Raw genomic sequence first — 23,373 nt, forward strand, 5'->3', positions numbered from 1 at the left:
GTCAAGCCCCGACCACCGTCCGGTTGACGAAGATGCCGTCCATTTCGACCAGCAGGGGGAAATGCCCCTTGTTATTGGCGAAGAAGGCGGAGGGGACGAAGCCACGATCGCCCAGCCAGTCGATCATCGCGCGATAACCGGTCCCGCCTTCGTAGATGGGGCGAACGCCCAGTTCCGTCTGGATGCCGAGCATATCGGTCAGGACCGCGCCCGCGCCTTCGCACACCGACAGGTCGTGCCCCTGCGTATCCATCTTGAGGAAAGGGCGCACAAAGCCGTGCTGCGCCACCAGTTCGGGCAGCAGCGTGTCGAGGCGGCGGCACTGCATCTCCACCGTCTTCGTCACCTTGTTGCGATCGGCGAAGATGGCGTCCTGTTCACCCGAAGGTTTTTTCAGCGAGCTGAACTGGTCGGCGGCCATGATGTTGAAGCTGGCGGTGCCGTCGAAATCGGACAGGGCCATGTTGAACACATGCCATTTGCGATCGGACGCGGCGGCTTTCTGTAATTCGACGAACACGTCCGGGTTCGGCTCGAAGGAGAGGATCAGGCCCTTATAGCCCGCATCCTTGCGCAGCATGGTCGCATATTGGCCGCGATTGGCGCCGACGTCGAACAGGCAGTCGACCGAGAAGGCCGAAAGGAAGCGCTTGAGCGCCTGAATTTCGGGATATTGATGAACCCGCCCGGCCAGCGCCAGACGCATGGCCAGCTTGCGGTCGGCCAGTTCGCGCAGATAGCGGTTCATGCGCGCGCGGCCAGTGCGGTTTCATAAATGCCGATGGTCGCCACCGCCATATCCTTCCAACTTCCCATTGCCTGTCCATAGGCGCGTGCCTGCGCCCCGTGGCTGTGCCTGATGGCCGCGCTTTCGATCAGCGGCAAGAGGGCTTGGGCCAGCGCGGGTGCATTTCCCGCCCGCGCCTTGGCCGCGACGCCGTCCGGCAACTGGCCGAACATGCCGGCGTCGGACGTGACCATCGCCTTGCCATGATGCAGCGCGGACAGGAAAGCGCCGCTCGAATCGATGTGGCGATAAGGGAAGACGATCATGTCAGCGTGGGCCATATGCGCGTCGAGCCGGGCCTCGGTCAGAAAGCCGAAATCGGTGACAAGCCGGTCGGCGAAACCGGCCTGTGCGATGGCATCAGTCAATGGCGCGACGTCCATGAAGGGCTTGCCAGCCAGAACGAGTTCGAAGGCGTGGCCGGCGCGCCAGAGCTGGAGGCAGGCCTCGATGAGCAGATCGACGCCCTTATAGGGGCGGATCGTGCCGAAGAAGAGCAGGCGCGGGACGGCTGGCGCGGGGATGGCGACGAGGTCGGCGGGCGTTGCCGTGGCGAGGCGCATCGGCGGGTGCGGGGTCACATGGATGCGGGCGGGGTCGATACCCTGCCCCATCAAGGCCGCGCGGGTGGTGTCGCCATGCACGATCAGCGCATCGAACAGATCGAGCAATGCACGATAGCCACGTCCTTGAAGCCCGGCGTCGGCATGATAGGCGTCCGCATTATGAACCGTGTGGACCAGCGCCGTGCGCCCTTTCAGCCGGTTCAGCAGCAATCGGTCGGCAGGCGCCAGCGGGAGCCATTGGACATGGACGATATCACCCCTTGTGAGCGGTGCGATGTCGCCCAGCGCGCAGGCCAGGCCATATTCCGCGGCCTTGGCGAGACGGAAGGCGCGCCCTTCCCCCAATCGCGTGCGCAAGGCTTCGCTGTGGCGGAAATAATGCGAGCGATAGCTGTAGCCCTGCGGCACGATCGCGTCGGTATCGCGCATCGGGCGGCCGAGCAGGCTGACGTCCGCGCCCTCCCCCGCCAGCGCGGCGCACAGGCTGTCGTCATAGCGCCCGGTGAAGAGCGAGGGATCGACCATGGCGACCTTCATGCCCGCACCAATCGGCGCAGGGAGAGAAGATGCAGCATGGCTACGCCCGCCAGCGTCAAGGCATAGAGCGCAAGGAAGGCCAGGTCGAACCGGTCCGGCCAGAGCAGCAGAGCGAGCGGCGCGCTGGCCAGCGATCCGGCGAGGAAGGGCAGCGAGCGGGCCAGTAATTCGCCGAAACGACCCAGCGCCGCCTGCACATAGACGGAGACGCTGAGCAGGGTCAGCGCCGCAAGCGCGAGGATGATGAGCAGGATATCCGCCCGGTCGATCACGGCGCGGCCGTCGAACAATATGGCGAACAACCGGTCGCCCGCCAGCAGCAGCAGTGCGGACAAAGCCACGGCGAACAGCAACGCCGCCATTAGCGCGCGGCCGAGCAACTGACGCAGGCGCGCCGTGTCGCCAGCATGGAAGGCGCGGGTGATGCGCGGCAAGGCGGCCTCCACCGTGGCGCGGACCAGCATCGACAGGGCACGCGACATTTTGAAGAAGAAGTCGAAGATCAGCATCGGCCGGGCATCGCTGGTCGCGAGCGCGATCGTGAAATAGGGCGCGTTATAGGCGATGATGTCGGAGACGGTGAAAGCCGCAGAGGCGCCGATATCGCGCAGATAATGGGCGCGGACATGACCGCCGCCGACGCGAAAGGCGATCCAGTGGCGCCGCGTCATGCCAAGGCGCCGATGGACGTGACCGATGGCATAGCCGATCACGAAGATGCTGACGATCAGTTGCAGCGCGACCGACAGGCGCGGGTCGAGGCCGGCCAGCATGGCAAGCAGCAGGCCGATCGTCACGACGCGGCGAGCGCAGTCCAGCCCTTCCCACAGGAAATTGCCGTCCACCGCCGCCAATGCCCGCTTGGCCAGCAAGGCCGGCAGATTGAGGCAGGCGGAGAGGAAGAAGAGCAGGAAGAGCAAGGGCATGCCGGTCGAAAGCCAGCCGCCCGCCAGCGCGATCATCAGGATCGCCGTGGCCCCAACGACCAGCAGGCCGAGGAACAGGAACAGGACGCCCATTTCCTCCAGCCGGAAGCCGCCGTCTTGGGCCGCCTCTTCCCCACCAAGCCAATGCCGCCGCAATCGGGCATAGATGATGCTGGTCAGGCCAAATTCCGCCGAGATGGTGAAATTGCCGAACGCGACCAGCAGCAGGAACGCCTGAAACTCGCCTATCGGCAGCACGCGCACGAACACGAAGGTCACGGCGAAGCCCCAGATCAGCACCAGCCCCACATTGGCGAGCTTCACCAGCGCAAGGAAGCGGGCCGAACCTTCCAGCCGCGCGAGGCGGCTCACCGTGCGGACTCTCCGTCCGGCTTGCGCGCGCGGAACAGCCGATCGTCCAGCCCATGGAAATGGCGGGTCGCGACGTCGATCGACGCGGCGTCGATTTCTTCCAGATCGAACCCGGCGGCGCGGATGCGATCGGCGAAATCGGGGCCATATTGGCGCACATGGTCCCACTGGCCAAAGCGGCGCTCACGCTCACGCGGGGGGATGTCGAAGCTGCCGTCCTCGGTCGACTTGTCCCATAATGGCACGATCAGCCAGGCTTCGCCGCCCGGCTTGAGCGCGCGATGGATGTTGCGCAGCACGGCCATGTCGTCGGGCACATGTTCCATCACATGGCTGGCGTAGAAAAGGTCGTAGCGGTCGCTGTCCGCCAATTCCATCAGGTCGACGCGGTGCATGTGCGGCACCGTGTAGCGCGCGGGATCGAGGTCCGCCGGGACATAATCGGCAGCGGCGGAAAAGCGCTTGACCAAGCTGCCCTCGTTGGGGGCCATGTGCAGGATCGCGCCGGCGGTCGGCACGGTCAGCGTCTCCTGCTGGATCAGCCAGTTCATCAACCGCTCGCGCGGCGAGGCGCCGCATTGCGGGCAACCCCATTCGCCATTGTCGCCATAGCGGAAGAAGCCGACCACCGCGCCACCGCATGCCGGGCAGCTGCGCGTCGCGCGCGCGCCCAGAGCCTTGCGCAATGTGAGCGCCGTCTTGGTCAGATGCTTGCCGGCGGCCTTGGCCACCCGCTGGACAGTAATCACTGGTCGCTCCGCAGAGATGTTGAAAGGCCGCGCTATACTATAAGCGCCGGGTAATGCGAGAGGCTTTCGGGATCAGGCCAGCAACGTGCGCACCAGATCGGGCACCAGTTCGCTGGCCGGGCCGAGCCGCGTCTCATCGAAATAGATGCTGCCGGCCGACGGATCGAGATTGAGTTCCAGCGTGCGGGCGCCGACATGGCGCGCGGTCTGGACGAAGCCGGCGGCGGGATAGACGGCGCCCGACGTGCCGATCGACACGAACAGATCCGCGTCGCGCACGGCGTCGTCGATCCGGTCCATTTCATAGGGCATTTCGCCGAAGAACACGATGTCGGGGCGCAGGCGCGGCTCGCCGCAGCCATCGCAGATGCTGCCGGGCGGCAGCGCGTCGGCCCATGGCACTGCCTTGCCGCAGGCCGCGCAAAGGGCGGATTTGAGTTCGCCGTGCATGTGGATCAGTCGCTTCGCTCCGGCCCGTTCGTGCAGGTCGTCTACATTCTGCGTCACGATCAGCAGGTCGCCGGGCCAGGCGGCGTCGAGCGCGGCCAGCGCCTGATGCGCGGCATTGGGCGCCACCTCCGTCAATTTCGCGCGCCGCTCGTCATAGAAGCGATGCACCAGCGCCTCGTCCCGCGCCAGCGCTTCCGGGGTGCAGACATCCTCCACCCTGTGCCCCTCCCAAAGGCCATCAGGCCCGCGAAAGGTGGCGAGGCCGGATTCGGCGGAAATGCCCGCCCCGGTCAGGATGACGATGGTGTGGATGTCGCTGCGCATGATAGGAGCATTAGAGCGCAAGCGCGGCCGCGCCAAGGCGCAGGGATGACAAAGCCGCGCCGCTCTGGCATCGGCCACGGCCTGACGAATAGGGAATGAGGCGGGACATGACGACGATCGGCATTTTCGGGGCAGCGGGCCGGATGGGACGCGCGATCGCTCAGGTCGCGGCCGATAGCGGCCTGGGGCTGGCAGGCGGCACCGATCGCGATCCGGCGGGCGAGATCGCGCCGGGCATCGCCATGACCGCCGACACGCTGGCGCTGGCGGAAGCGAGCGAGGTGCTGATCGACTTTTCCGTGCCCGGGGCGCTGTCCGCGCATCTGGATGCCTGTATCGCGGCGAAGAAGCCGATCGTGATCGGCACGACCGGGCTGGAACCGGTGCATCATGCCCTGATCGATGAGGCGGCCGTGCATATTCCGGTACTTCAGACCGGCAATACGTCGCTGGGCGTCAACCTGCTGGCGGCGCTGGTGGAAAAGGCGGCTGCGGGTCTGGGCGACGATTGGGATATAGAGATTGTCGAGATGCACCACCGGCACAAGGTCGATGCGCCGTCTGGCACCGCACTGATGCTGGGCGAAGCGGCGGCGCGCGGTCGGCATATCCCGCTGGCCGAGCATAGCGATCGCGGCCGCGACGGCATTACCGGTGCACGTACGCCCGGCGATATCGGCTTCGTCGCTCTGCGTGGCGGATCGGTGGCGGGCGACCATCAGGTGATCTTCGCCACCGAAGGCGAGCGGATCGAGATCGGCCATCGGGCCGAGAACCGCACCATCTTCGCCCGCGGCGCGGTGAAGGCGGCGCGCTGGCTGGTCGGGCAACCGGCCGGGCGGTACGATATGAAGGGCGTGCTGGGCCTGTAACCCATGAACAAGGCGCAGATCTTCGATTTCTTCAGCCGTCTGGCCGAGGCCAATCCCTCGCCGGTGACGGAGCTGGAATATGGCAATCCCTATCAGTTGCTGGTCGCCGTCACCCTCTCCGCACAGGCGACCGATGTAGGGGTGAACAAGGCGACACGCGCGCTGTTCCGCGAGGTGACCACGCCGCAGCAGATGGTCGATCTGGGCGAAGAGGGTTTGAAGCAGCACATCAAGACGATCGGGCTGTTCAATACCAAGGCCAAGAATGTGATCGGCCTGTCGGAGATTTTGGTGCGTGATTATGGCGGCGAGGTGCCGGAGGATCGCGACACGCTGACCACCCTGCCCGGTGTCGGCCGCAAGACCGCCAATGTGGTCGTCAACACCGCCTTCGGGCAGGAGACGTTCGCGGTCGACACGCATATCTTCCGCGTGGGTAACCGCACCGGCCTGGCGCCGGGCAAGACGGTGCTGGCGGTTGAGGAGAAGCTGGAGAAGCGGGTGCCCGGCCCGTTCCGCCGCGACGCGCATCATTGGCTGATCCTGCATGGCCGCTATGTGTGCAAGGCGCGCAAGCCCGAATGCTGGCGCTGTATCGTCAGCGACCTGTGTCGGTTCAAGCCCAAGACGCCCGCGCCGAAAGTCGCCGCAGCCAAGGCGGCCTGAAGCTCTCCGCCATTCTCACGCCATTCATGACAAACGCGTTAGAGATGACGGATCGCGCCACATCGCGCCGTCGATTCGGCGTGATATGAGGAGAGAAGCCATGTCCGTCCATTTTGCCAAATTTGCCCTGTGCGCCGCGCTGGCCGGCATCGCCCTGCCCGCGTTCGCCAAGGACAAGCCCGATCCCTATGTGCCGACCAGTGGCGCGGCAATTGACTGTGTCCACATCCAGTCGATCCGGTCGACCAATGTGCGCGACGATCGCACGATCGATTTCATCATGAGCGGCAACAAGGTATATCGGAACAGCCTGCCCAACAGCTGCCCCAGCCTGGGCTTCGAGAAGCGCTTCCTTTACAAGACCAGCCTGTCGCAGCTTTGCTCGGTCGATATCATCACCGTGCTGTGGAACAATGGTCCCGGATTGCAGCCGGGCGCCAGTTGTGGCCTCGGCAAGTTCCAGCCGATGGAGAAGGCGGCGAAATAAGATGGGCTGAGGTGATTTTGACGCTGGCGCAGGGCCAAGGACTTTGCTACCCGCCCCTCCTGACCAGCGTCATGCACCCATAGCTCAGCTGGATAGAGCGTTGCCCTCCGAAGGCAAAGGCCAGTGGTTCGAATCCACTTGGGTGCACCATAACCTCACAATAGACCGATCCGGCTTTGCTCGAAATCGAGCAGCCAGCGTTTCACCTCCACGCCGCCGGCAAAGCCGGTGAGCGCGCCGTTGGTGCCGATGACGCGGTGGCAGGGTGCGATGATCGAGATGGGGTTGCGGCCATTGGCGGCGCCGACGGCACGGCTGGCGGTGGGATGGCCGATCGCGCGGGCGATGGCGCCATAGCTGCGCGTCTCGCCGAAGGGGATGGTGCAGAGCGCCGCCCAGACCTGCCTCTGAAAATCGGTACCTCGAAAATCGAGCGGCACGGTGAATATCTGCAAATCGCCGGCAAAATAGGCGGTCAATTCCGTCGCCGCCTGCGCCAGCATGGGGTGATCCGGCCGCTCGTCCCGCGCGGTCAGGCGAACGCGGGCGGGATCGTCATCTTCCCACAGGATCGCCACCAGCCCCGCATCGCTGGCGACCAGGGTCAGCGCGCCGACCGGCGAGGGAAAGAGGGTTTGGACAAGGGCCATATGAAAATCTCCGCTACCTGCCCTATGGCCGATAGCGGAGATTATTGGCCAGGGCTTCCCCCGGCTTGCTTTCAAAGTCGGCGAGCGGCTTATTTCAGGCCGCCACCCATCGCCCGGTAGAGTTCGACCATATTGGTCGCACGGGTCAGTCGCGTACCGACCAGGCTCTGTTCGGCGCTGTAGAGCGACCGCTGGGAATCGAGCGTCGTCAGGAAGCTGTCCACACCGGCACGGAAGCGAGCTTCCGAGAGGGTATAGGCAACCCGCGCACTATCGCGCTGCGACGTCTGCGCTTCGACCTGCTGCGTCATCGTGCCGCGACGGGCGAGCGCGTCGGCGACTTCGCGGAAGCCGGTCTGCACGCTCTTTTCATAGGTGGCGAGCATCGCGTCATAGGTCGCCCTGGCATAGCGCAGATTGCCCTTGTTCCGGCCGAAGTCGAAAATGGGCAGGGTTGCGCCCGGGGCCACCGACCAGGTGTCGCTGCCCGACTTGAACAGGCCGGACAGGCCAAGGCTGACAGTCCCGAGCGCCGCCGTCAGCGAAATGGTCGGGAAGAAGGCCGCGCGCGCCGCGCCGATATTGGCGTTGGCGCCGAGCAGATTATGTTCGGCCGACGCGATGTCGGGCCGACGCAGCAGCACGTCGGACGAGATGTTCGCCGGCAGATTGTCGAGCGTCGCGTCCTTCTGCTCCAGCGAATTGGGCAGATCGGCCGCCGACACGGTCGTCCCGGCGAGCAGGTTGAGCGCATTCTGGTCCTGCGCCACCAGCGTCGTCGCGACCGCGATGTCCGACCGGGCGCCATCATAGCTGGTCTGCGCCTGACGCACTTCCAGTTCCGAAGCGATGCCCCTGTCGAAGCGGGCCTTGTTCAGTTCCAGCGTCTTGCCGAACGCCTTTTCGGTGTCGATCGCAATCCGCAGCCGTTCCTGATCCGCCGCCATGGTGAGCCAGGCATTGGCCGTTTCCGCGATCAGTGCCGTCTGCGCCGCATTACGGGTTTCGACACTGGCGAAATATTGCTCCTGCGCGGCCTTGGTCAGGTTGCGCACCCGGCCGAACAGGTCGATTTCCCAGGAGGAAATGCCCAGCTGCGCCTGATAGACGTCGGTGTTGAGCCGCTGGCTCTGACCGAACTGTACGAGGGGCTGTTCCGAATAGGTCGCCGTGCCGCTGCCCGCCACGGTGGGGAGCAGGTCTGCCCGCTGCACCTTATATTGCGCCCGCGCCTGTTCGACGTTGGCGAGCGCGATGCGCAGATCGCGATTATTGGCGAGCGCGGTTTCGATGACGCGGGCCAGGCGCGCGTCGGTGAAGAAATCGCGCCATGCCGTATCGGCGGGGACGATGGCCGCCCCTGCCCCGGCATTGGCGGCATAGGCGTCACCCTGGGGCGTGCCGGCCGGAACGGGGAGTTCCGGCCGCACATATTTGGGCGCCATGTCGCAGGCGGCCAGCGCCAGCGAAAGGGTGACGGCGCCCAGCGCTTTCATGTTGCGCTTCATCTTCAAGCCTCCTGCGGCGCGTGCGGGGTGTCCGTCTCGCTAGCCGCATCTTCATGGTTCTTATGTTCGCGGAACAGCCGCTTCACGACGGTGAAGAAGACGGGGACGAAGAAGATCGCCAGCACCGTCGCCGACAACATGCCGCCGACAACGGCCCAGCCGATCGCATTCTGACCGCCTGCACCCGCCCCGGTCGATACCGCCAGCGGCAGCACGCCGAAGATGAAGGCGAAGCTGGTCATCAGGATCGGCCGCAGACGCAGCTTGCCCGCTTCCAGCGCCGCCTTGGCCGGCGACAGGCCTTCGCGCATCTTTTCCTCGGCAAATTCCACGATCAGGATCGCGTTCTTCGCCGACACACCGATCGTCGTGATCAGGCCGACCTGAAGGTAGATGTCGTTGTTGAGGCCTGCCAGCGTCGCGGCGATCACCGCACCCAGCACACCCAATGGCACCACCAGCATGACCGCGATCGGTACGGACCAGCTTTCATACAGCGCGGCCAGGCAGAGGAAGACGATCAGCATCGAGAGCGCATAGACGTAGGAGGACTGGCCACCCGATGTCTGTTCTTCGTAGGAAATGCCGTTCCAGCTGAAGCCGATACCGGCTGGCAGCTTGGCCGCATGTTCTTCCATCGCCTTCATCGCGGTACCGCTCGACACGCCGGGGGCAGGTGCACCCTGAATGTTCATCGCGGGAACGCCGTTGAACCGCTCCAGACGGGCCGGCCCCTGCACCCACTGGGTCGTGGAGAAGGCGGACAGCGGCGCCATGGTGCCCGTGCTGCCACGGACATGATAGGCGCTGACCGCATCGGGCGTCATGCGGAACGGCGCATCCGCCTGCACATAGACCCGTTTCACGCGATCGCGGTCGATGAAGTCGTTGATGTAGGCACCACCCAAATTGGTGCTGATCGTGTCGTTGACGTCCGCCTGGGCGATGCCCAATGCGCCCGCCGCCGCCTGATCGACGTTCAGCTTGAGCTGGGGCGTATCTTCCAGGCCGTTGGGACGGACCTGTGCCAGGCGCTTGTCCGCCATGGCCATGCCGAGCAGCTGGTTGCGTGCCTCCAGCAGCTTTTCATGGCCCAGATTGGCCTGATCGAGCAGCTGGAAGTCGAAACCGGACGCATTGCCCAGTTCCTGCACTGCCGGCGGCACGAAGGCGAAGGCCATGCCCGACGTGATCTTCTGGAACGCCATGTTGGCGCGCAGCGCGATGGCCGGGACATGATTGTCCGCGCCCTTGCGATGCTCCCAGTCCTTCATGCGGGCGAAGACGATACCGACATTCTGTCCCTGACCCACGAAGCCGAAGCCGGCAACGGTGAAGACGGCGGACACATTGGCCTTTTCATCGATGAGATAATGGTCGCGCATCTTGGCCAGGGTGCGTTCGGTTTCCTCCTGCGTGGCACCGGCGGGCAAGGACACCTGATTGATGATCATGCCCTGATCTTCATCAGGCAGGAAGCCGCTGGGCAGGCGCAGGAAGACGAATGCCATGCCGACCACGATCAGGCCATAGACCAGGATGGTCCGGCCCCAGCGACGTTCGACCTTTTCGACACCGCGGCCATAGCGCACCACGCCCTTGTCGAACGTGCGGTTGAACCAGTCGAAGAAGCGACCGAAGACCGAGCCGATCGGCCCGCTCCAGCTATGACCGTGCGACGCCGGTTTCAGGATGGTTGCGCAAAGGGCCGGCGTCAGGATCAACGCCACCAGCACCGACAGGATCATCGAGGAAACGATCGTGATCGAGAATTGGCGGAAGATGACGCCCGTGGACCCACCGAAAAAGGCCATGGGCAGGAACACCGCCGACAGGACGAGGCCGATACCGATCAGCGCACCGCTGATTTCGTCCATCGACTTGCGCGCCGCTTCGCGCGGACTAAGCCCCTCATCCTGGATGAGGCGTTCCACATTTTCCACCACGACGATCGCGTCGTCGACCAGCAGGCCGATCGCCAGCACCATGCCGAACAGCGTCAGCGTGTTGATGGTGAAGCCCGCCACGCTGAGGATAGCGAGCGATCCGAGCAGCACGACCGGAACAGCGATGGTCGGGATCAACGTCGCGCGCCAGTTCTGAAGGAACAGGAACATGACGACGAAGACCAGCAGCACGGCTTCGAACAGGGTATGGATGACCTGTTCCACCGACAGCTTGACGAAGGTCGAGTTGTCGACGGGGAAGTCATATTTCACCCAGTTGGGGAAATTCTTCGACAGTTCATCGACGCGGCTCTTCACCGCCTCCACCGTGTCGAGCGCGTTGGCACCCGGCGCCAGCTTCACGCCGAAGCCCGAAGCGGGATGACCGTTGAACTTCACACCGAAACCGTAGATTTCGGCGCCCAGCTCGATCCTTGCGACGTCGGACATCAGCACGACCGAACCGTCGCTGTTGCTGCGCACACGAATATTGCGGAATTCTTCCGGCGTGCGCAGGCGCGACTGGGCCGTGACGGTGGCGTTGAGCGCCTGCCCCTTGATCGAGGGCGAACCGCCGATCTGGCCGGCCGATACCTGAGCATTCTGCGCCGTGATCGCCGATTTGACGTCCCCGGTGCTGACGCCCAGATTGGCCATCTTATAAGGGTCGAGCCAGATGCGCATCGCATATTGCGAACCGAACAGCTGGGTATCGCCGACGCCGGTGACACGGCTCAGCGGATCTTGCAGGTTCGACGCGATGAAATCGCTCGCATCCTCCTGATCATGGATGCCGTCATCGGAATAGACGGCCATGATCAGCAGGAAGCTGGACGTCGATTTACCGACGCGCAGACCCTGCTGCTGCACTTCCTGCGGCAGCAGCGGCGTGGCCTGCGACAGCTTGTTCTGGACCTGAACCTGCGCGATGTCGGGATCCGTGCCCTGTTCGAAGGTCAGAGTGATGGCGAGATTGCCCGACCCGTCGCTGGTGGACGAGAAATAGCGCAGATTGTCGATGCCCTTGAGCTGCTGCTCGATGATCTGCGTCGTCGTGCTTTCCAGCGTCTGGGCGTTGGCACCGGGATAGAGGGTCTGGATCGTCACCGCAGGCGGCGCAATTTCCGGGAACTGCGCGACAGGGAGCGACCGGAGCGCGAGCAGGCCGGCCAACATGATGACGATGGCGATGACCCATGCGAAGATGGGTCTGTCGATAAAATAGCGGGCCATGGCTTAGTGCGCCCCGCCCTGCTTGTCGGCCGGGGCTGCGCCCTGCCCCGCTGCGCCGCCCTCAGGCGCGGTGACCTGCTGCGGGGCGCCGGGCTTTACGACGGTGCCGGGGCGCAGATTGACCAGCCCTTCGACGATCAGCTTGTCGCCGGCCTTCAGACCGTCGGTGACGATCCACTTGTCGCCGACGGCGCGATCGACCGTGACCTGGCGCATTTCGACCTTATTGTCCTTGCCCACGACCATGGCGGTCGCACGGCCACGCGCGTCGCGGCTGATACCCTGCTGCGGTGCCAGGATCGCCTGGGTCCGTTCGCCTTCGATCAGCTTGGCGCGCGCATACATGCCGGGCAGCAACAGGCCGTCCGGATTGGGGAAGGTCGCGCGCAGCGTCACCGCGCCCGATGTCGGGTCGACGGTGACTTCGGAAAATTGGAGCCGACCCTCGATCGGGTAGGCGCTACCGTTGGGCAGGATCAACTGGATGCGGGCACCCTGTGCTTCGCTGATGCCGCCCTTCTTCATCGCCTGCTTGAGGTCGATAATCTGGGCCGCCGATTGCGAAACGTCGACATAGACGGTGTCGGTGCGCTGGATGGTGGTCAGCGCGTCGGCCTGACCCGCCTGAACGAGCGCGCCCGGCGTGAAGAGCGAGCGGCTGATCCGGCCCGAAATGGGCGCGCGGATGCGGGTGAAATTCTGGTTCACCTGCGCCGCCTGAAGCGCGCCACGCTGCGCTGCAACATTGGCGCGCGCCTGCTGAGCCGACGCATCTGCATTGTCATATTCCTGCTTCGACACCGCATTGATGCCGACCAGATCCTTGTAGCGCTGCGCCTGCAATGCCGTCGAGCGGATCGCCGCCTGCGCGTTGGCGAGCGAACCCTGCGCCTGTGCCAGCGCAGCGCGGTAGGGCGCGTCGTCGATTTCGTAGAGGAGTTGGCCGGCGCGAACGAAGCCGCCTTCCTGGAAGAGACGACGGCGTATCACGCCGCTGATCTGCGGCCGCACCTCGGCCGTTTCGACCGCGACGATGCGGCCCGGCAGCTCGTTCAGCAGCGGCGCCGACTCGGTCTTGAGCGTCACCACGCCGACCGAAGGCGGCGGCGGCGCGGGAGGCTGCTGCTCGCCGCAGGCGCTGAGTGCGAAAGCCGACGCGCACGCCAGCAATCCTATGATTGTCCCCTTTTGCATCGCTTAACATCCGTTTTTTTAGGGATCGAAGATTAGGAATGAACGTTCATTCCGCTTGCCCGGCAGGTACGATCATGGCAATGCGATTTCAAGAGGCAAAAAACGCCGAAAGGGTAATTATGGTTGCAGTGCAGCAGGAAAAAAACGGTCACGCTCGTATTCTGGCGGCTGCGCGCACCTTATTCGATAGCCACGGCTTTCACCAGACATCTATGGCGGAGCTTGCCAGCGAAGCGCAGGTGTCGGTCGGCCAAATCTATCGCCTGTTCAAAAGCAAGGAAGATATCATCGAGGCGCTGGTGCACGATGATGCGGACCAGTGGTGCAAAGACATGGGCGCGCTTCAGGTCAGGCTGGATTCCGGCGAACTGACCATCGAACAGACCTTCGAGCAATTGCTGATACAGACGATCGACGAGAAGGACGAAGCACTGTCCTTCGACATATTGGCCGAAAGTTTCCGCAACGGCGAAGTGGCCGATACGATCGGCGCCATGTGCCAGCGCTTTCGCGTCTATATCCGTTCATTTGCCTGCGCAGCCAATGACAGGCTATCGGGCGAGGCGCTGGACGCGGCGGAGGAAATGCTGCTCGCCTGTCTTTTCGGCCTTGGTCATCGCAGCATATCGCGCCCTCGCCTGTCCGCCGAAGTGGCAGCAAGGCGAACCGCCCAGATGATCATCGCGGCACTGCGCGGCGTTCAATAACCGAAATTATCGAGCAGAGCCTTGGCGTTGAAGAGCGCAGCATAGGTTGCGCCCGATGCATGACGCCGCGCGCCCCCTGTCGCGCCACCGGGTCCATCCATCGCACCCCTTGTTGTCCCGTCGCAACTTACCTTCCCCGCGCGGATTTAATCCGGGTAAGTTTTCGGGAGGTATTTCATGCAGATAGAGACATCCTTCAACCGTGCCTATTTCAAGGCACGGATGGAAAGGAACCGCCAACTTGCCGCCCGGTCGAGCGATCCTACCATTCGCGACCTGCATCTGAAATATGTCCGCCTCTACGAACAATTGATGGAAGCGCCGCAGCCCGCCTGATGCGCGGGCGCGGCGCCGCCTGATGCTCAGCGCGCCGCCGCGCCCTCCGGCAGGACCACGGCCGACCAGCTCTTGCCCGGCACCAGATATTTGGCGGCAAGCGCCTGCAACTGGGCCGGCGTCACGCTCAGCATATCCTGCGACATGTTCTTCATCGCGTCGACATAGCGGGGGTCATGGGTCGCCCCCTCCATCTGGTTCATCCAGAAGGCATTGCCGGTGCTGGCCCGCATCAGCAGCTGGCGCATCGGCGCCACCGCCCGCTGCAATTCATCGTCGCTCACAGGCGTCTTGGCTAGGTCGGCGGCCGTATCCTTCACCACGCTGTAAAAATAGGCGATGCGGTCGGGCCGAACCTGGCTGGTGACGAGGATATAGCCGCCGCTATCGTAGGAGAAGGGCCAGTTATTCTGGACGCTGGGCGAATAGGCAGCCCCTTCCGTCGATCGCAGCTTGTCGAACAGGCGATCGTTGAAGATCTGCGTCAGGATTTCGAGCTGGCGCCCCTCCTTTTGCAGGTCGAAGCCGCCGGCGGTCGGCCAGGCCATGACGGCGGCCGCCTGTTCCTTGTCGCCCTTGTGTCGCAGGACGACCGGATTTTCGACATGGGCGGGGAAGCGCATCGCCTTGTTGGCAGCCGGAACCGGAACGTCGGGGCGAGCGGGAAGCGCGCCGAAGGTAGCCGCGACCGCCTGGATCGCCTCCTCCGCCTTCACCTGACCGAAAATCTGCACTTCGATCGGGCCGGAGGCCAGGATCGGCTCCCATGTGGCGCGGAAGGCCTGGGGCGTCAGCCCGTCGATTTCGGCGCGCGAGGGCGTGCGGAAACGCACATCCTTGTCATGGAGCAGCCAGTTGAGATCGCGGCCCAGCACCGCGTCCGGCGATCGCGACATCGCGTCATAGGCAACGGCCGCGCCGGTCTTCACCCGCGCGAGCGGCGCAGGATCCCAGCCGGGGACCGCCAGTTTCGTCGCGAACAGACGCAACTGATCCTTATAGTCGGCCGGGCGCGTCACCACCTGCATTTCGAAGGCATCGTCGTCTGTGTTGAAATCCATGCCCATGCGGCGACCGTTGGTCAGGTCGTCCAGTTCCCGTTGGCCCAATTTGCCGATGCCGCTGGCCGCCAGCGCATAGTCGGCGGCCCAGCTGGGCACCGGTTTCGTGGGCGAGAAGGCCTGCTGGCCGTGGCCGAAGCGAACGTTGACCCGCACCTTTTCGGTTTCCGCATCATTGGCGAAAAGCGTCAGCTTGACGCCGTTGGAGAAGGTGATGCTTTCCATCCCCTGCAACGCGACCGGGGTGCGCGATACGACGGTACCGGGCGGCCCAAGCTTGGGCAGGTCTTCCATCGTGACCGCCTTATCGGCCAGGCGCGCGTTGGTCGCCGCCTTCACCGGCGCAGCGACGGCAGCGGCCAGCTTGGCGTCGAGGCCGGGCTGGATCTTGCCCGTCACCAGCAGCGCGCGGAACACGCCTGCCGAGAACAGGCGGCGGGTGGAATCGAGAATTTTCTCGGGCGTCATGGCCGGCTTGCCCGCGCGGAAGATGTCGACGGCCGCGTCCGGGCTGACCGTGGTTTCGCGAATATCCACGGCACTGACGAGATCGCTCGCCTGCTTGGCGCCCGGTTCGGTGTCCGCATTTTCGACCTGGATCGAAAGCGCCGTATTCATCTGAGCATATTCGCGGTCGATTTCGGCCTGGCTGGGCGGCGCAGCCTTCGCATCCTCCACCACGGCGCGGACGTCGGCCAGTGCCTTCTCCCAATTTTCGCCGGTCGGGATGATGGTCATGAAGGTGCCGTCGACGGAGCGGCTGACATCCTGCTGGTCCACGCCTGCCTGCAGGAAGCTGCCCCCGCCGCGCGCGGCCTGCTCCAGCCGGCGGCTGATGATCTGCAGCGCCAGCATGTCGGTCAGCTTGTCCTGATTATAAAGGATCGTGTCCGCATGCGGCGTCCAGGGGCGCAGCCAGGCGAGCGTCAGGCCGAGCGGCACGCCCGGTTCCACGACCACGCGGGTCGCCGGCAGCTTGGGGTTGGGCGTGCCGAAATCGGGCAAGGGCGCGCCCTTGCCGGGCACGGTCCAGCTGCCGAAATGGTCCTTGATCAACTGTTCGGCCTGCGCCGGGTCGATATCGCCCGCAATCGCGATCACCGTATTTTCCGGACGGTACCAGCGCTGATGGAAGGCCTCCACCTTGGCGGCTGTCGCGGCCGTCAGCGTCGCCACCGTGCCGATCGGCGCATGGTCGGCCAACGCCTGGCCCGCGAAGAAATGGAGGCGGCTGGCGTCGGACATGCGCATTTGCGGGCCGTCGCTCTCCCGCTTTTCCGCCAGCACCACGGCGCGCTCGGCATCGACGGCACTGTCCACGATATTGGGGTCGGTCATCATGCCGGCGATGATCTTCATGCTTTCGGCAAGGCTGGCAGGCGTCGCCTGCGGCAGGTCGAGCGCATAGGTGGTGCCGGTCGGCGTGGTCGCGGCATTGCTGTCGCTGCCGAAGGTAACGCCGAGCCGCTGCCAGATACGCTTGGATTCGCCGTCGGGCACATGGCGCGAGCCGCGCATGGAAAGATGCTCGATGAAATGGGCGTAACCCAGTTCATCGGGCTGCTCCATCAGCGAACCGGCATCGACCCGCAGGCGCATCGACACCTGACCCGGCGGCACGCCGTTGCGGCGGACGGCATAGCGCAGCCCGTTGGGCAGCGTGCCGAAGCGCCAGGCCGGATCGATCGGCACATCGCTATTTTCGTAGAGCCACGGCCGGACCTGCGCCTGACCGGTAGGGGCGATCTGTTTTGCGGTGGCGGGTGCATCGCCGGTCCGGGCCGCCAGAGGCGATCCCGACAGAAGCAAGGCGAGGACGGAGAGCGAAGCGGCCGAACGGCGGAGGGAAAAGCGCATAGGCAAGAGAGCCTAACGGCATTTTCCTGAATGACCACTGACAAAGCGGTCATATTCGGGTTTGCAGGACTGCACCATGCCTCACCGTTCGGGCTGAGCCCGTCGAAGCCCGGTCCTTTTGCGATACCGGAAGAAAGGGCGGCCCTGCGACACGCTCAGGGCGAACAGGTTATGGCTGGCGGGTCAGTTTTCCGACCATCACGCAAAAAGGGGAGAGGCCGCATTGCAGCCCCTCCCCTTTTTTCTATTGCTTATATCAGCGCGGTGCGCCGGTGCGCTGGACCGCGCCCTTGTGCGTGCCGACACCGCCGCGACCACGGCCGCGACCGCGGAAGGGCTTCTTTTCGCCGCCCTCGGCATCGGTGCGATGCGCGCGGTCGGGCGCGCCGCGCTGCTGCTTCTGGCCGTCCTGATAACGACGCTGGCCGTCGGCGCGACGGGCCTGCTGCTGCGGCGTCTGGCTCGGTCCCTTCTTGGGCGCTGCCGGCTTGGGCAGGTTGCGGACCGCTTCCATGAAATTCTCAGGCAGCGGCTCGATTTCCAGCTTCACGCGCGTCGCGCGCTCGATCGCCTTCAGGTAAGGCCGTTCATCATCCGCCACGAAGCTGATCGCGACGCCCTCCGCCCCGGCGCGCGCGGTGCGGCCGATGCGGTGGACATATTGTTCGGGCACGTTGGGGATTTCGAAGTTGATGACGTGGCTGACGCCCGACACGTCGATGCCGCGCGCAGCGATATCGGTGGCGACCAGCAGCTTCACCTTGCCCTGACGGAAGGCCTGGAGCGCGGTAGTGCGCTGGCCCTGGCTCTTGTTGCCATGGATGGCGAAGGCGTCGATGCCCGCGCCTTCCAGGAAGCGCACGACGCGGTCGGCGCCATGCTTGGTGCGGGTGAAGATGAGCGCCCGGTCGATATCCTCATTCTTGAGGACGATGTGCAGCAGCGCCTGCTTTTCCGCCTGATTGACGAAGGTTGCCTGCTGACGCACGCGTTCCGCCGTGGTGGATTGCGGGGCGACGCTGACCTTGACCGGATCGTTCAGGAACTGGGCGGCAAGCGCCTCAATTTCCTTGGGCATGGTGGCCGAGAAGAACAGGTTCTGGCGATCCTGCGGCAGCATCTTGGCGACGCGCTTGAGCGGATGGATGAAACCCATGTCCATCATCTGGTCTGCTTCGTCGAGGACGAAGATTTCCGTGTCCTTGATGGTGAAGGCGCGCTGGTCGATCAGGTCGAGCAGGCGGCCCGGCGTGGCGACGACGATGTCGACACCGGCCGACAGGGCGCGGATCTGCTTGCCGATCGGCACGCCGCCGAACACGGTTTCGACCGACAGTTTCAGGAAGCGGCCATAGTCGCGGAAGCTCTGCGCGATCTGCGCAGCGAGTTCGCGGGTCGGGGCCAGCACCAGCATGCGGCAGCCCTTGATCGGGGTCGGCTTCGCGTTGCGGGCGAAATAGTCGAGGCTGGGCAGCGCGAAGGCCGCCGTCTTGCCGGTGCCGGTCTGGGCGATGCCGCACAGATCGCGGCCTTCCAGCAGGACGGGGATCGCCTTTTGCTGGATCGGGGTCGGCGTGACGTAATTTTTGGAGGCGAGCGCCTTCATGATGGGCTCGGCGAGACCAAGTTCGTTGAATTGCATTTGGAAAACTCACAAGTCGGCCATGCGCCAACTTGCTCTGCGGACGCAGGAAGGGCGCGAGGCGGGTTACGAAACGACCCGCGTGAAAAGGGAAGCCTCAAGCTTGGCGCAGACTCTCATTGGCCGGTCCGTGGTCCTCGCCTGACCTTGTGGTCACTTGGGATTGCGGACGATCACGCTGCCAATCGCTAGGGGGCCGAAAAGACCCATCTGCTGCGCTGCAACGCATATGGCGAATTTGCAGGCAAATAGCAAGCGGCCGCGGATTTACTCGCGGCCGCCCATTTCTTACGATCAATTTTCGGCGTCAGAGCGCCACTTCGGCATGCTTGCCCTTCATCTCATCGCGCACATCGCCGCCGAAAAGCATCTTGAACACGCCCTTCAGCGACATGTCCGACCGCCAGATTTCCGCCGTGCCAAGGTCGAAGCGCAGCATCAGCAGATTGGGATCGTTACGGCCGCCCGGATACCAGGCCTCCACTTCCTTCGACCAGTAACGGTCGATCACCGCCGTATCGGCTTCCGGCGTCAAGGTGCCCTCTATGCAGGCGAAGAGGTTATGATCCTTCGCCGCAAATTGCGCCATGGCGGGGCCGCCTGGCGCCAGGCGATTGTCGCGCGACGTATAGAACCAGAAGCAATGATTGGCCTTGGGGTCGAGTTGCGCGGTCATCGGCAGGCTATGTTCCGCGCTGTTGCTCAGCCCCACCATCAGGAAGGGGCTGGTCGACAGTTCCGCCCAGAAACGGTCCTTGATTTCGGTTGCGTCGGTCATCGTCCAAACTCCTTGGCTGTTTCCCCTTCAATCGCCGGCCGGCAGCGAAGTTCCGAAACGCTTGATCTTGGCCCCGACCATCGCCACATGGGGGCCATGCTGATCGAGACCGAACTGACGCCCAATCCGGCGACCATCAAATTCCTGCCCGGCCGTGAGGTCATGGGCGCGGGTACGCGCGATTTCGCGACGCCCGAAGAAGCGGAAGCCTCCCCGCTGGCGGATGCGCTGTTCGGCCTGGGCGACGTCACAGGCGTTTTCTTCGGCAGCCATTTCGTATCGGTGACGATCGCGCCAGGTGCCGAATGGTCCGATGTGAAGCCCGATATCCTTGCCACGTTGCTCGAGCATTTTTCGGCCAACATGCCGCTGTTCACGCCGGGATCGGCCGCCGGCATAAGCGTGCCAGCCGACGACGCCGGTTTTTCCGACGATCCGGAGGATGCCGAGATCGTCGAGCAGATTCGCGAACTGATCGATACGCGCGTGCGCCCGGCCGTGGCCAATGACGGTGGCGACATCATCTATCGCGGTTTCGACAAGGGCACCGTCTATCTGCAAATGCAGGGCGCCTGTTCGGGCTGCCCGTCTTCCAGCGCGACTTTGAAGAACGGCATCGAGCAGCTGCTCAAACATTATGTGCCCGAAGTGACAGAGGTGCGCGCGGTCTGATCGCGCGCGTCGGGTTGCCGCGCATTTGGCAAATCCGGACGGATCGACTAACTGCAGGACGAATCCACATGAAGTGGATGCGTAAGGGGAGTTTCGTTTGCGCCTTCTGGTGATCGACACCGCCACCCAGGCCCTGTCCGTCGCGCTGCTGGAAAATGGAGCGGCGATCGGTCGTTTCCATGAAGTCGTCGGGCGCGGCCATGCCGAAGCCCTGCTGCCGGCCATCGCAGCATTGCCCGATGGCGGGCGAGCGGACGCGATCGCGGTGGATGTAGGACCGGGCAGCTTTACCGGTGTACGGATCGGCATCGCGGCGGCGCGTGCGCTGGCGCTCGCCTGGTCGATACCGCTGCGTGGATATAGTGCGCCGGCGTTGATCGCGGCCAAGGCGGCGCAAAACCATCCGGGCGGTCCGATCGCCGTGACCATCACCGGTGGCCATGGCGAGTTGTTCTGGCAATATTTTACCGCCGACGGTTTGCAACCGACCAGCGCCATCGCCTCCACGCCCATTGCAGAATTGGCGGCGACGCTCGACGATGCGAACTTCTACGGCACCGGCGCCGAAGCGCTGGTAACCGCGCGGGGCAAGGGTAGCGCGATCAGCCTTTATCCCGATGCGGCCGATTATGGATTGATCGCTGGACTGACGCCGTTGCCGCCCAGCCCGATTTACGGGCGCGGCGCGGATGCCAAGACCATGGCGGAACGCGCGGCGTCATGATCCCGGCCGTACAACTCGACACCTATGACGAAGGCGATCGCAACGCGCTGGGCGATGCGATGGACGTCATGATCCAGGCCTTCGATCCGGTCTATGGGGAGGCATGGACGCTGTCGCAATTGTCGGGCGTGATGCTCATGCCGGGTACATGGCTGACGATCGCACGGATCGATGCCGCGCCACTGGGCTTTGCATTGGTGCGTTCGGTGCTGGACGAATGCGAATTGCTGCTGCTGGCCGTCGATCCGCTATGGCGCGGACGCGGCGTGGGCGAAACGCTGTTGCGCGACAGTTTGCGCACGGCACGCCGCCGGGGGATCACTTCGATGAACCTGGAAGTGCGTTCTACCAATAAGGCTGTAAAACTATACGAGAAAACCGGTTTCGAATATGTACATCGCCGCCCCGGTTACTATCGCGGTAATGATGGTCAACTTCACGATGCGCTCAGCTTTCGCATTGATATGATGGCTTGATACAATATCCCCTTGCGAAAGTCTCCGGCAAGGTCTAGCGGGCATATACCGCTCATGAAACAATTTCCTCGGGCGGGTCGCATAACAATATAGCCTAGTAGGAAACGGTAAAATGGAAACCGAATCGGCCCAGAGCGAGCTGCTCATTACTTTGACGTCGGACATCGTCGCTGCCCACGTCTCCAACAACAGCGTTGCCGTCTCCGACGTATCTTCGCTGATCCAGAATGTGCATGCCGCGCTCGCCGGCCTCAGCCAGCCCGCGCCGGCACCGGAAGTGAAGCTGGAGCCCGCCGTTTCGGTACGCTCGTCGATCAAGCCGGATTACATCATCTGTCTGGAAGACGGCAAGAAGCTCAAGATGCTCAAGCGCCACCTGATGACCCATTATCAGATGACGCCGGAAGATTATCGCGCGAAGTGGAGCCTGCCGGCCGACTATCCGATGGTCGCCCCCAATTATGCCGAACAGCGCCGCACTCTGGCGAAGAAGATCGGCCTGGGCACCAAGCGCCGCCGCACGCCGCGCGCCAAGTAATCGGCGCTTTGGGCGCAGCCATTTAGTGCAAAGGGGCGCGTCACCGACGCGCCCCTTTCCTGTTTGGGGAAAAGCCGCTAGGCTCTTCCCCATCCTTCGAAAAAGCAATCAAGCGAGCCTGCATGAACCGCAAAATCGACGTCGAAGCCCTGTGTCATGAAAAGGGGCTGCGCATCACCGAACAGCGCCGCGTCATCGCGCAGGTGCTGAGCGACGCTACCGATCATCCCGATGTGGAGGAACTGCACAAGCGTTCCGCCGCCATCGACCCCGGCATCTCGATCGCGACGGTGTACCGCACCGTGCGCCTGTTCGAAGAAGCCGGCATCCTGGATCGCCATGACTTTGGCGACGGCCGCGCCCGTTACGAAGCGGCACCGGAATCGCACCATGATCATCTGATCGATGTCGAGACGGGCAACGTCATCGAATTCGTCGATCCGGAATTGGAACAGTTGCAGAAACTGATCGCCGAGAAGCTGGGCTTCCGCCTGGTCGATCACCGCATGGAACTCTACGGCGTCGCGCTCGACCGCAAGAACTGACCGACCTTGGCCAGCGTCCGTCGCCTGTTGCGGTTGGGGGCGCTGGCCGGCAGCCTGCTGATCTGCCTGTTTCCCCATCTGCTATGGCGCATCGCGCGCCGCCCCTCCCCCTGGCCGCGTCGCTTTCTGGCGCTCGCGGCCCGGTCTGTCGGCGCGCGGGTCAGGATCGCGGGACGCCCCCATGACGGGGACATGTTCCTGCTCGCCAATCATATCAGCTGGATCGACATATTGGCTTTGGGCGGCGCGACCGGCTCCGCCTTCGTTTCCCATGACGGGGTTGCGCGCTGGCCAGTGATCGGCTGGCTAGCGGCTCAGAACAATACATTGTTCGTCGCGCGCGAACGGCGTGGCGCGCTGTCGGGGCAACTGGATGCGTTACGCGCGGCGCTGCTGGGCCATCAGCCGGTGGCGCTCTTCCCCGAAGGCACGACCAGTGACGGCAGCGGGCTGTTGCCGTTCAAACCGGCACTTCTGGCCGTACTGCTACCGCCGCCGCGTGCGGTGATGATCCAGCCGGTGCATATCGATTATGGCCCCGAAACCGCCGCCATCGCTTGGTATGGGGATGAGGCCGCCGGGACAAACGCCAGACGCATTTTGAGCCGCAAGGGACCGATGACCGTTACGCTGCGCTTTCTGGCGCCGTTCGACCCGGCGGACTGCGCCGATCGCAAGGTGATTGCCGCCATGGCGCGCGAACGGATCGCTGCCAGCATGGCAAAGCATCAGCACCCTTCCGCTTGCGCGCCTCCGCCTGTATAGCGGCA

Annotated in this window: 23 protein-coding genes and 1 tRNA gene; 12 read left to right on the forward strand and 12 right to left on the reverse strand. The window is 64.1% G+C overall.

Annotated features, from left to right (window positions below):
- Position 1 precedes the first annotated feature (1 nt).
- The 5 genes from F4U95_RS16545 to F4U95_RS16565 form a co-directional block, all read right to left on the reverse strand.
- The gene (locus F4U95_RS16545) at positions 2-748 is read right to left on the reverse strand and encodes an FkbM family methyltransferase (protein WP_150426464.1); all 747 of its coding nucleotides are present in this window, start codon (positions 746-748) and stop codon (positions 2-4) included.
- A complete protein-coding gene (locus F4U95_RS16550; protein WP_150426465.1) occupies positions 745-1,890 on the reverse strand; it encodes a glycosyltransferase family 4 protein in 1,146 nt (381 codons plus the stop codon). The genes F4U95_RS16545 and F4U95_RS16550 overlap by 4 nt, the downstream gene beginning before the upstream one ends.
- Positions 1,887-3,188, reverse strand: coding sequence for a hypothetical protein (locus F4U95_RS16555; protein WP_211364003.1), 1,302 nt, complete (start codon positions 3,186-3,188; stop codon positions 1,887-1,889). The genes F4U95_RS16550 and F4U95_RS16555 overlap by 4 nt, the downstream gene beginning before the upstream one ends.
- Positions 3,185-3,937, reverse strand: coding sequence for a class I SAM-dependent methyltransferase (locus F4U95_RS16560; protein ID WP_150426466.1), 753 nt, complete (start codon positions 3,935-3,937; stop codon positions 3,185-3,187). The genes F4U95_RS16555 and F4U95_RS16560 overlap by 4 nt, the downstream gene beginning before the upstream one ends.
- A 72-nt stretch (positions 3,938-4,009) precedes the next feature.
- The gene (locus F4U95_RS16565; RefSeq protein WP_150426467.1) at positions 4,010-4,711 is read right to left on the reverse strand and encodes an NAD-dependent deacylase; all 702 of its coding nucleotides are present in this window, start codon (positions 4,709-4,711) and stop codon (positions 4,010-4,012) included.
- 107 nt (positions 4,712-4,818) lie between these two features.
- Between F4U95_RS16565 and dapB the strand changes: the two genes are divergently transcribed.
- The 4 genes from dapB (at position 4,819) to F4U95_RS16585 (ending at position 6,886) form a co-directional block, all read left to right on the forward strand.
- Positions 4,819-5,583 carry a 4-hydroxy-tetrahydrodipicolinate reductase gene (dapB, locus tag F4U95_RS16570; protein ID WP_120252043.1) on the forward strand — a complete coding sequence of 255 codons (765 nt, stop codon included), beginning with the start codon at positions 4,819-4,821 and terminating at the stop codon, positions 5,581-5,583.
- Between the two features lie 3 nt (positions 5,584-5,586).
- On the forward strand, positions 5,587-6,249 hold the full coding sequence (gene nth / locus F4U95_RS16575) for an endonuclease III (protein WP_150426468.1): 663 nt from the start codon (positions 5,587-5,589) through the stop codon (positions 6,247-6,249).
- Between the two features lie 100 nt (positions 6,250-6,349).
- Complete coding sequence (locus F4U95_RS16580) at positions 6,350-6,736, forward strand: hypothetical protein (RefSeq protein ID WP_150426469.1); 387 nt, start codon at positions 6,350-6,352, stop codon at positions 6,734-6,736.
- Between the two features lie 73 nt (positions 6,737-6,809).
- Positions 6,810-6,886: transfer RNA gene (locus F4U95_RS16585), tRNA-Arg, on the forward strand.
- 5 nt (positions 6,887-6,891) lie between these two features.
- Here the strand turns inward: F4U95_RS16585 and F4U95_RS16590 are convergent.
- The 4 genes from F4U95_RS16590 to F4U95_RS16605 all read right to left on the reverse strand — a co-directional run bounded on the left by F4U95_RS16590 (position 6,892) and on the right by F4U95_RS16605 (position 13,267).
- Positions 6,892-7,386: a methylated-DNA--[protein]-cysteine S-methyltransferase gene (locus F4U95_RS16590; protein ID WP_150426470.1), complete on the reverse strand. Its 495-nt coding sequence runs from the start codon at positions 7,384-7,386 to the stop codon at positions 6,892-6,894.
- A gap of 89 nt (positions 7,387-7,475) precedes the next feature.
- Complete coding sequence (locus F4U95_RS16595) at positions 7,476-8,894, reverse strand: efflux transporter outer membrane subunit (RefSeq protein WP_150426471.1); 1,419 nt, start codon at positions 8,892-8,894, stop codon at positions 7,476-7,478.
- A gap of 2 nt (positions 8,895-8,896) precedes the next feature.
- A complete protein-coding gene (locus F4U95_RS16600; RefSeq protein ID WP_150426472.1) occupies positions 8,897-12,073 on the reverse strand; it encodes an efflux RND transporter permease subunit in 3,177 nt (1,058 codons plus the stop codon).
- A gap of 3 nt (positions 12,074-12,076) precedes the next feature.
- Positions 12,077-13,267, reverse strand: a complete 1,191-nt coding sequence (locus tag F4U95_RS16605; RefSeq protein ID WP_150426473.1) for an efflux RND transporter periplasmic adaptor subunit — start codon at positions 13,265-13,267, stop codon at positions 12,077-12,079.
- Between the two features lie 119 nt (positions 13,268-13,386).
- On the opposite strand from F4U95_RS16605, the gene F4U95_RS16610 reads away from it, so the two are divergent.
- On the forward strand, positions 13,387-13,974 hold the full coding sequence (locus tag F4U95_RS16610) for a TetR/AcrR family transcriptional regulator (protein ID WP_150426546.1): 588 nt from the start codon (positions 13,387-13,389) through the stop codon (positions 13,972-13,974).
- 177 nt (positions 13,975-14,151) lie between these two features.
- Positions 14,152-14,310, forward strand: a complete 159-nt coding sequence (locus F4U95_RS24815; protein WP_170267500.1) for a hypothetical protein — start codon at positions 14,152-14,154, stop codon at positions 14,308-14,310.
- Between the two features lie 26 nt (positions 14,311-14,336).
- On the opposite strand, the gene F4U95_RS16615 is transcribed toward F4U95_RS24815, so the two are convergent.
- From F4U95_RS16615 to F4U95_RS16625, 3 genes are all read right to left on the reverse strand, one after another.
- Positions 14,337-17,228, reverse strand: a complete 2,892-nt coding sequence (locus tag F4U95_RS16615; RefSeq protein ID WP_150426474.1) for a M16 family metallopeptidase — start codon at positions 17,226-17,228, stop codon at positions 14,337-14,339.
- Positions 17,229-17,484: 256 nt separating this feature from the next.
- On the reverse strand, positions 17,485-18,870 hold the full coding sequence (locus F4U95_RS16620) for a DEAD/DEAH box helicase (RefSeq protein ID WP_150426475.1): 1,386 nt from the start codon (positions 18,868-18,870) through the stop codon (positions 17,485-17,487).
- 307 nt (positions 18,871-19,177) lie between these two features.
- Complete coding sequence (locus F4U95_RS16625) at positions 19,178-19,648, reverse strand: pyridoxamine 5'-phosphate oxidase family protein (RefSeq protein WP_150426476.1); 471 nt, start codon at positions 19,646-19,648, stop codon at positions 19,178-19,180.
- A 96-nt stretch (positions 19,649-19,744) separates the two neighbouring features.
- Between F4U95_RS16625 and F4U95_RS16630 the strand changes: the two genes are divergently transcribed.
- The 6 genes from F4U95_RS16630 to F4U95_RS16655 all read left to right on the forward strand — a co-directional run bounded on the left by F4U95_RS16630 (position 19,745) and on the right by F4U95_RS16655 (position 23,368).
- On the forward strand, positions 19,745-20,320 hold the full coding sequence (locus F4U95_RS16630) for a NifU family protein (protein ID WP_120249988.1): 576 nt from the start codon (positions 19,745-19,747) through the stop codon (positions 20,318-20,320).
- Between the two features lie 97 nt (positions 20,321-20,417).
- Entirely contained in the window at positions 20,418-21,044 is a 627-nt protein-coding gene (tsaB, locus tag F4U95_RS16635; RefSeq protein WP_150426477.1) for a tRNA (adenosine(37)-N6)-threonylcarbamoyltransferase complex dimerization subunit type 1 TsaB, read from the forward strand.
- On the forward strand, positions 21,041-21,520 hold the full coding sequence (locus F4U95_RS16640; RefSeq protein ID WP_120249986.1) for a GNAT family N-acetyltransferase: 480 nt from the start codon (positions 21,041-21,043) through the stop codon (positions 21,518-21,520). Before tsaB ends, F4U95_RS16640 begins: the two co-directional genes overlap by 4 nt.
- A gap of 112 nt (positions 21,521-21,632) precedes the next feature.
- A complete protein-coding gene (locus tag F4U95_RS16645) occupies positions 21,633-22,058 on the forward strand; it encodes a Ros/MucR family transcriptional regulator (protein WP_120249985.1) in 426 nt (141 codons plus the stop codon).
- Positions 22,059-22,180: 122 nt separating this feature from the next.
- Positions 22,181-22,603, forward strand: coding sequence for a Fur family transcriptional regulator (locus tag F4U95_RS16650; RefSeq protein WP_120249984.1), 423 nt, complete (start codon positions 22,181-22,183; stop codon positions 22,601-22,603).
- Positions 22,604-22,609: 6 nt separating this feature from the next.
- Entirely contained in the window at positions 22,610-23,368 is a 759-nt protein-coding gene (locus F4U95_RS16655; RefSeq protein WP_150426478.1) for a lysophospholipid acyltransferase family protein, read from the forward strand.
- Positions 23,369-23,373: the final 5 nt, after the last annotated feature.

The organism is Sphingobium limneticum, assembly GCF_008710165.1.
GTDB lineage: Bacteria > Pseudomonadota > Alphaproteobacteria > Sphingomonadales > Sphingomonadaceae > Sphingobium > Sphingobium limneticum.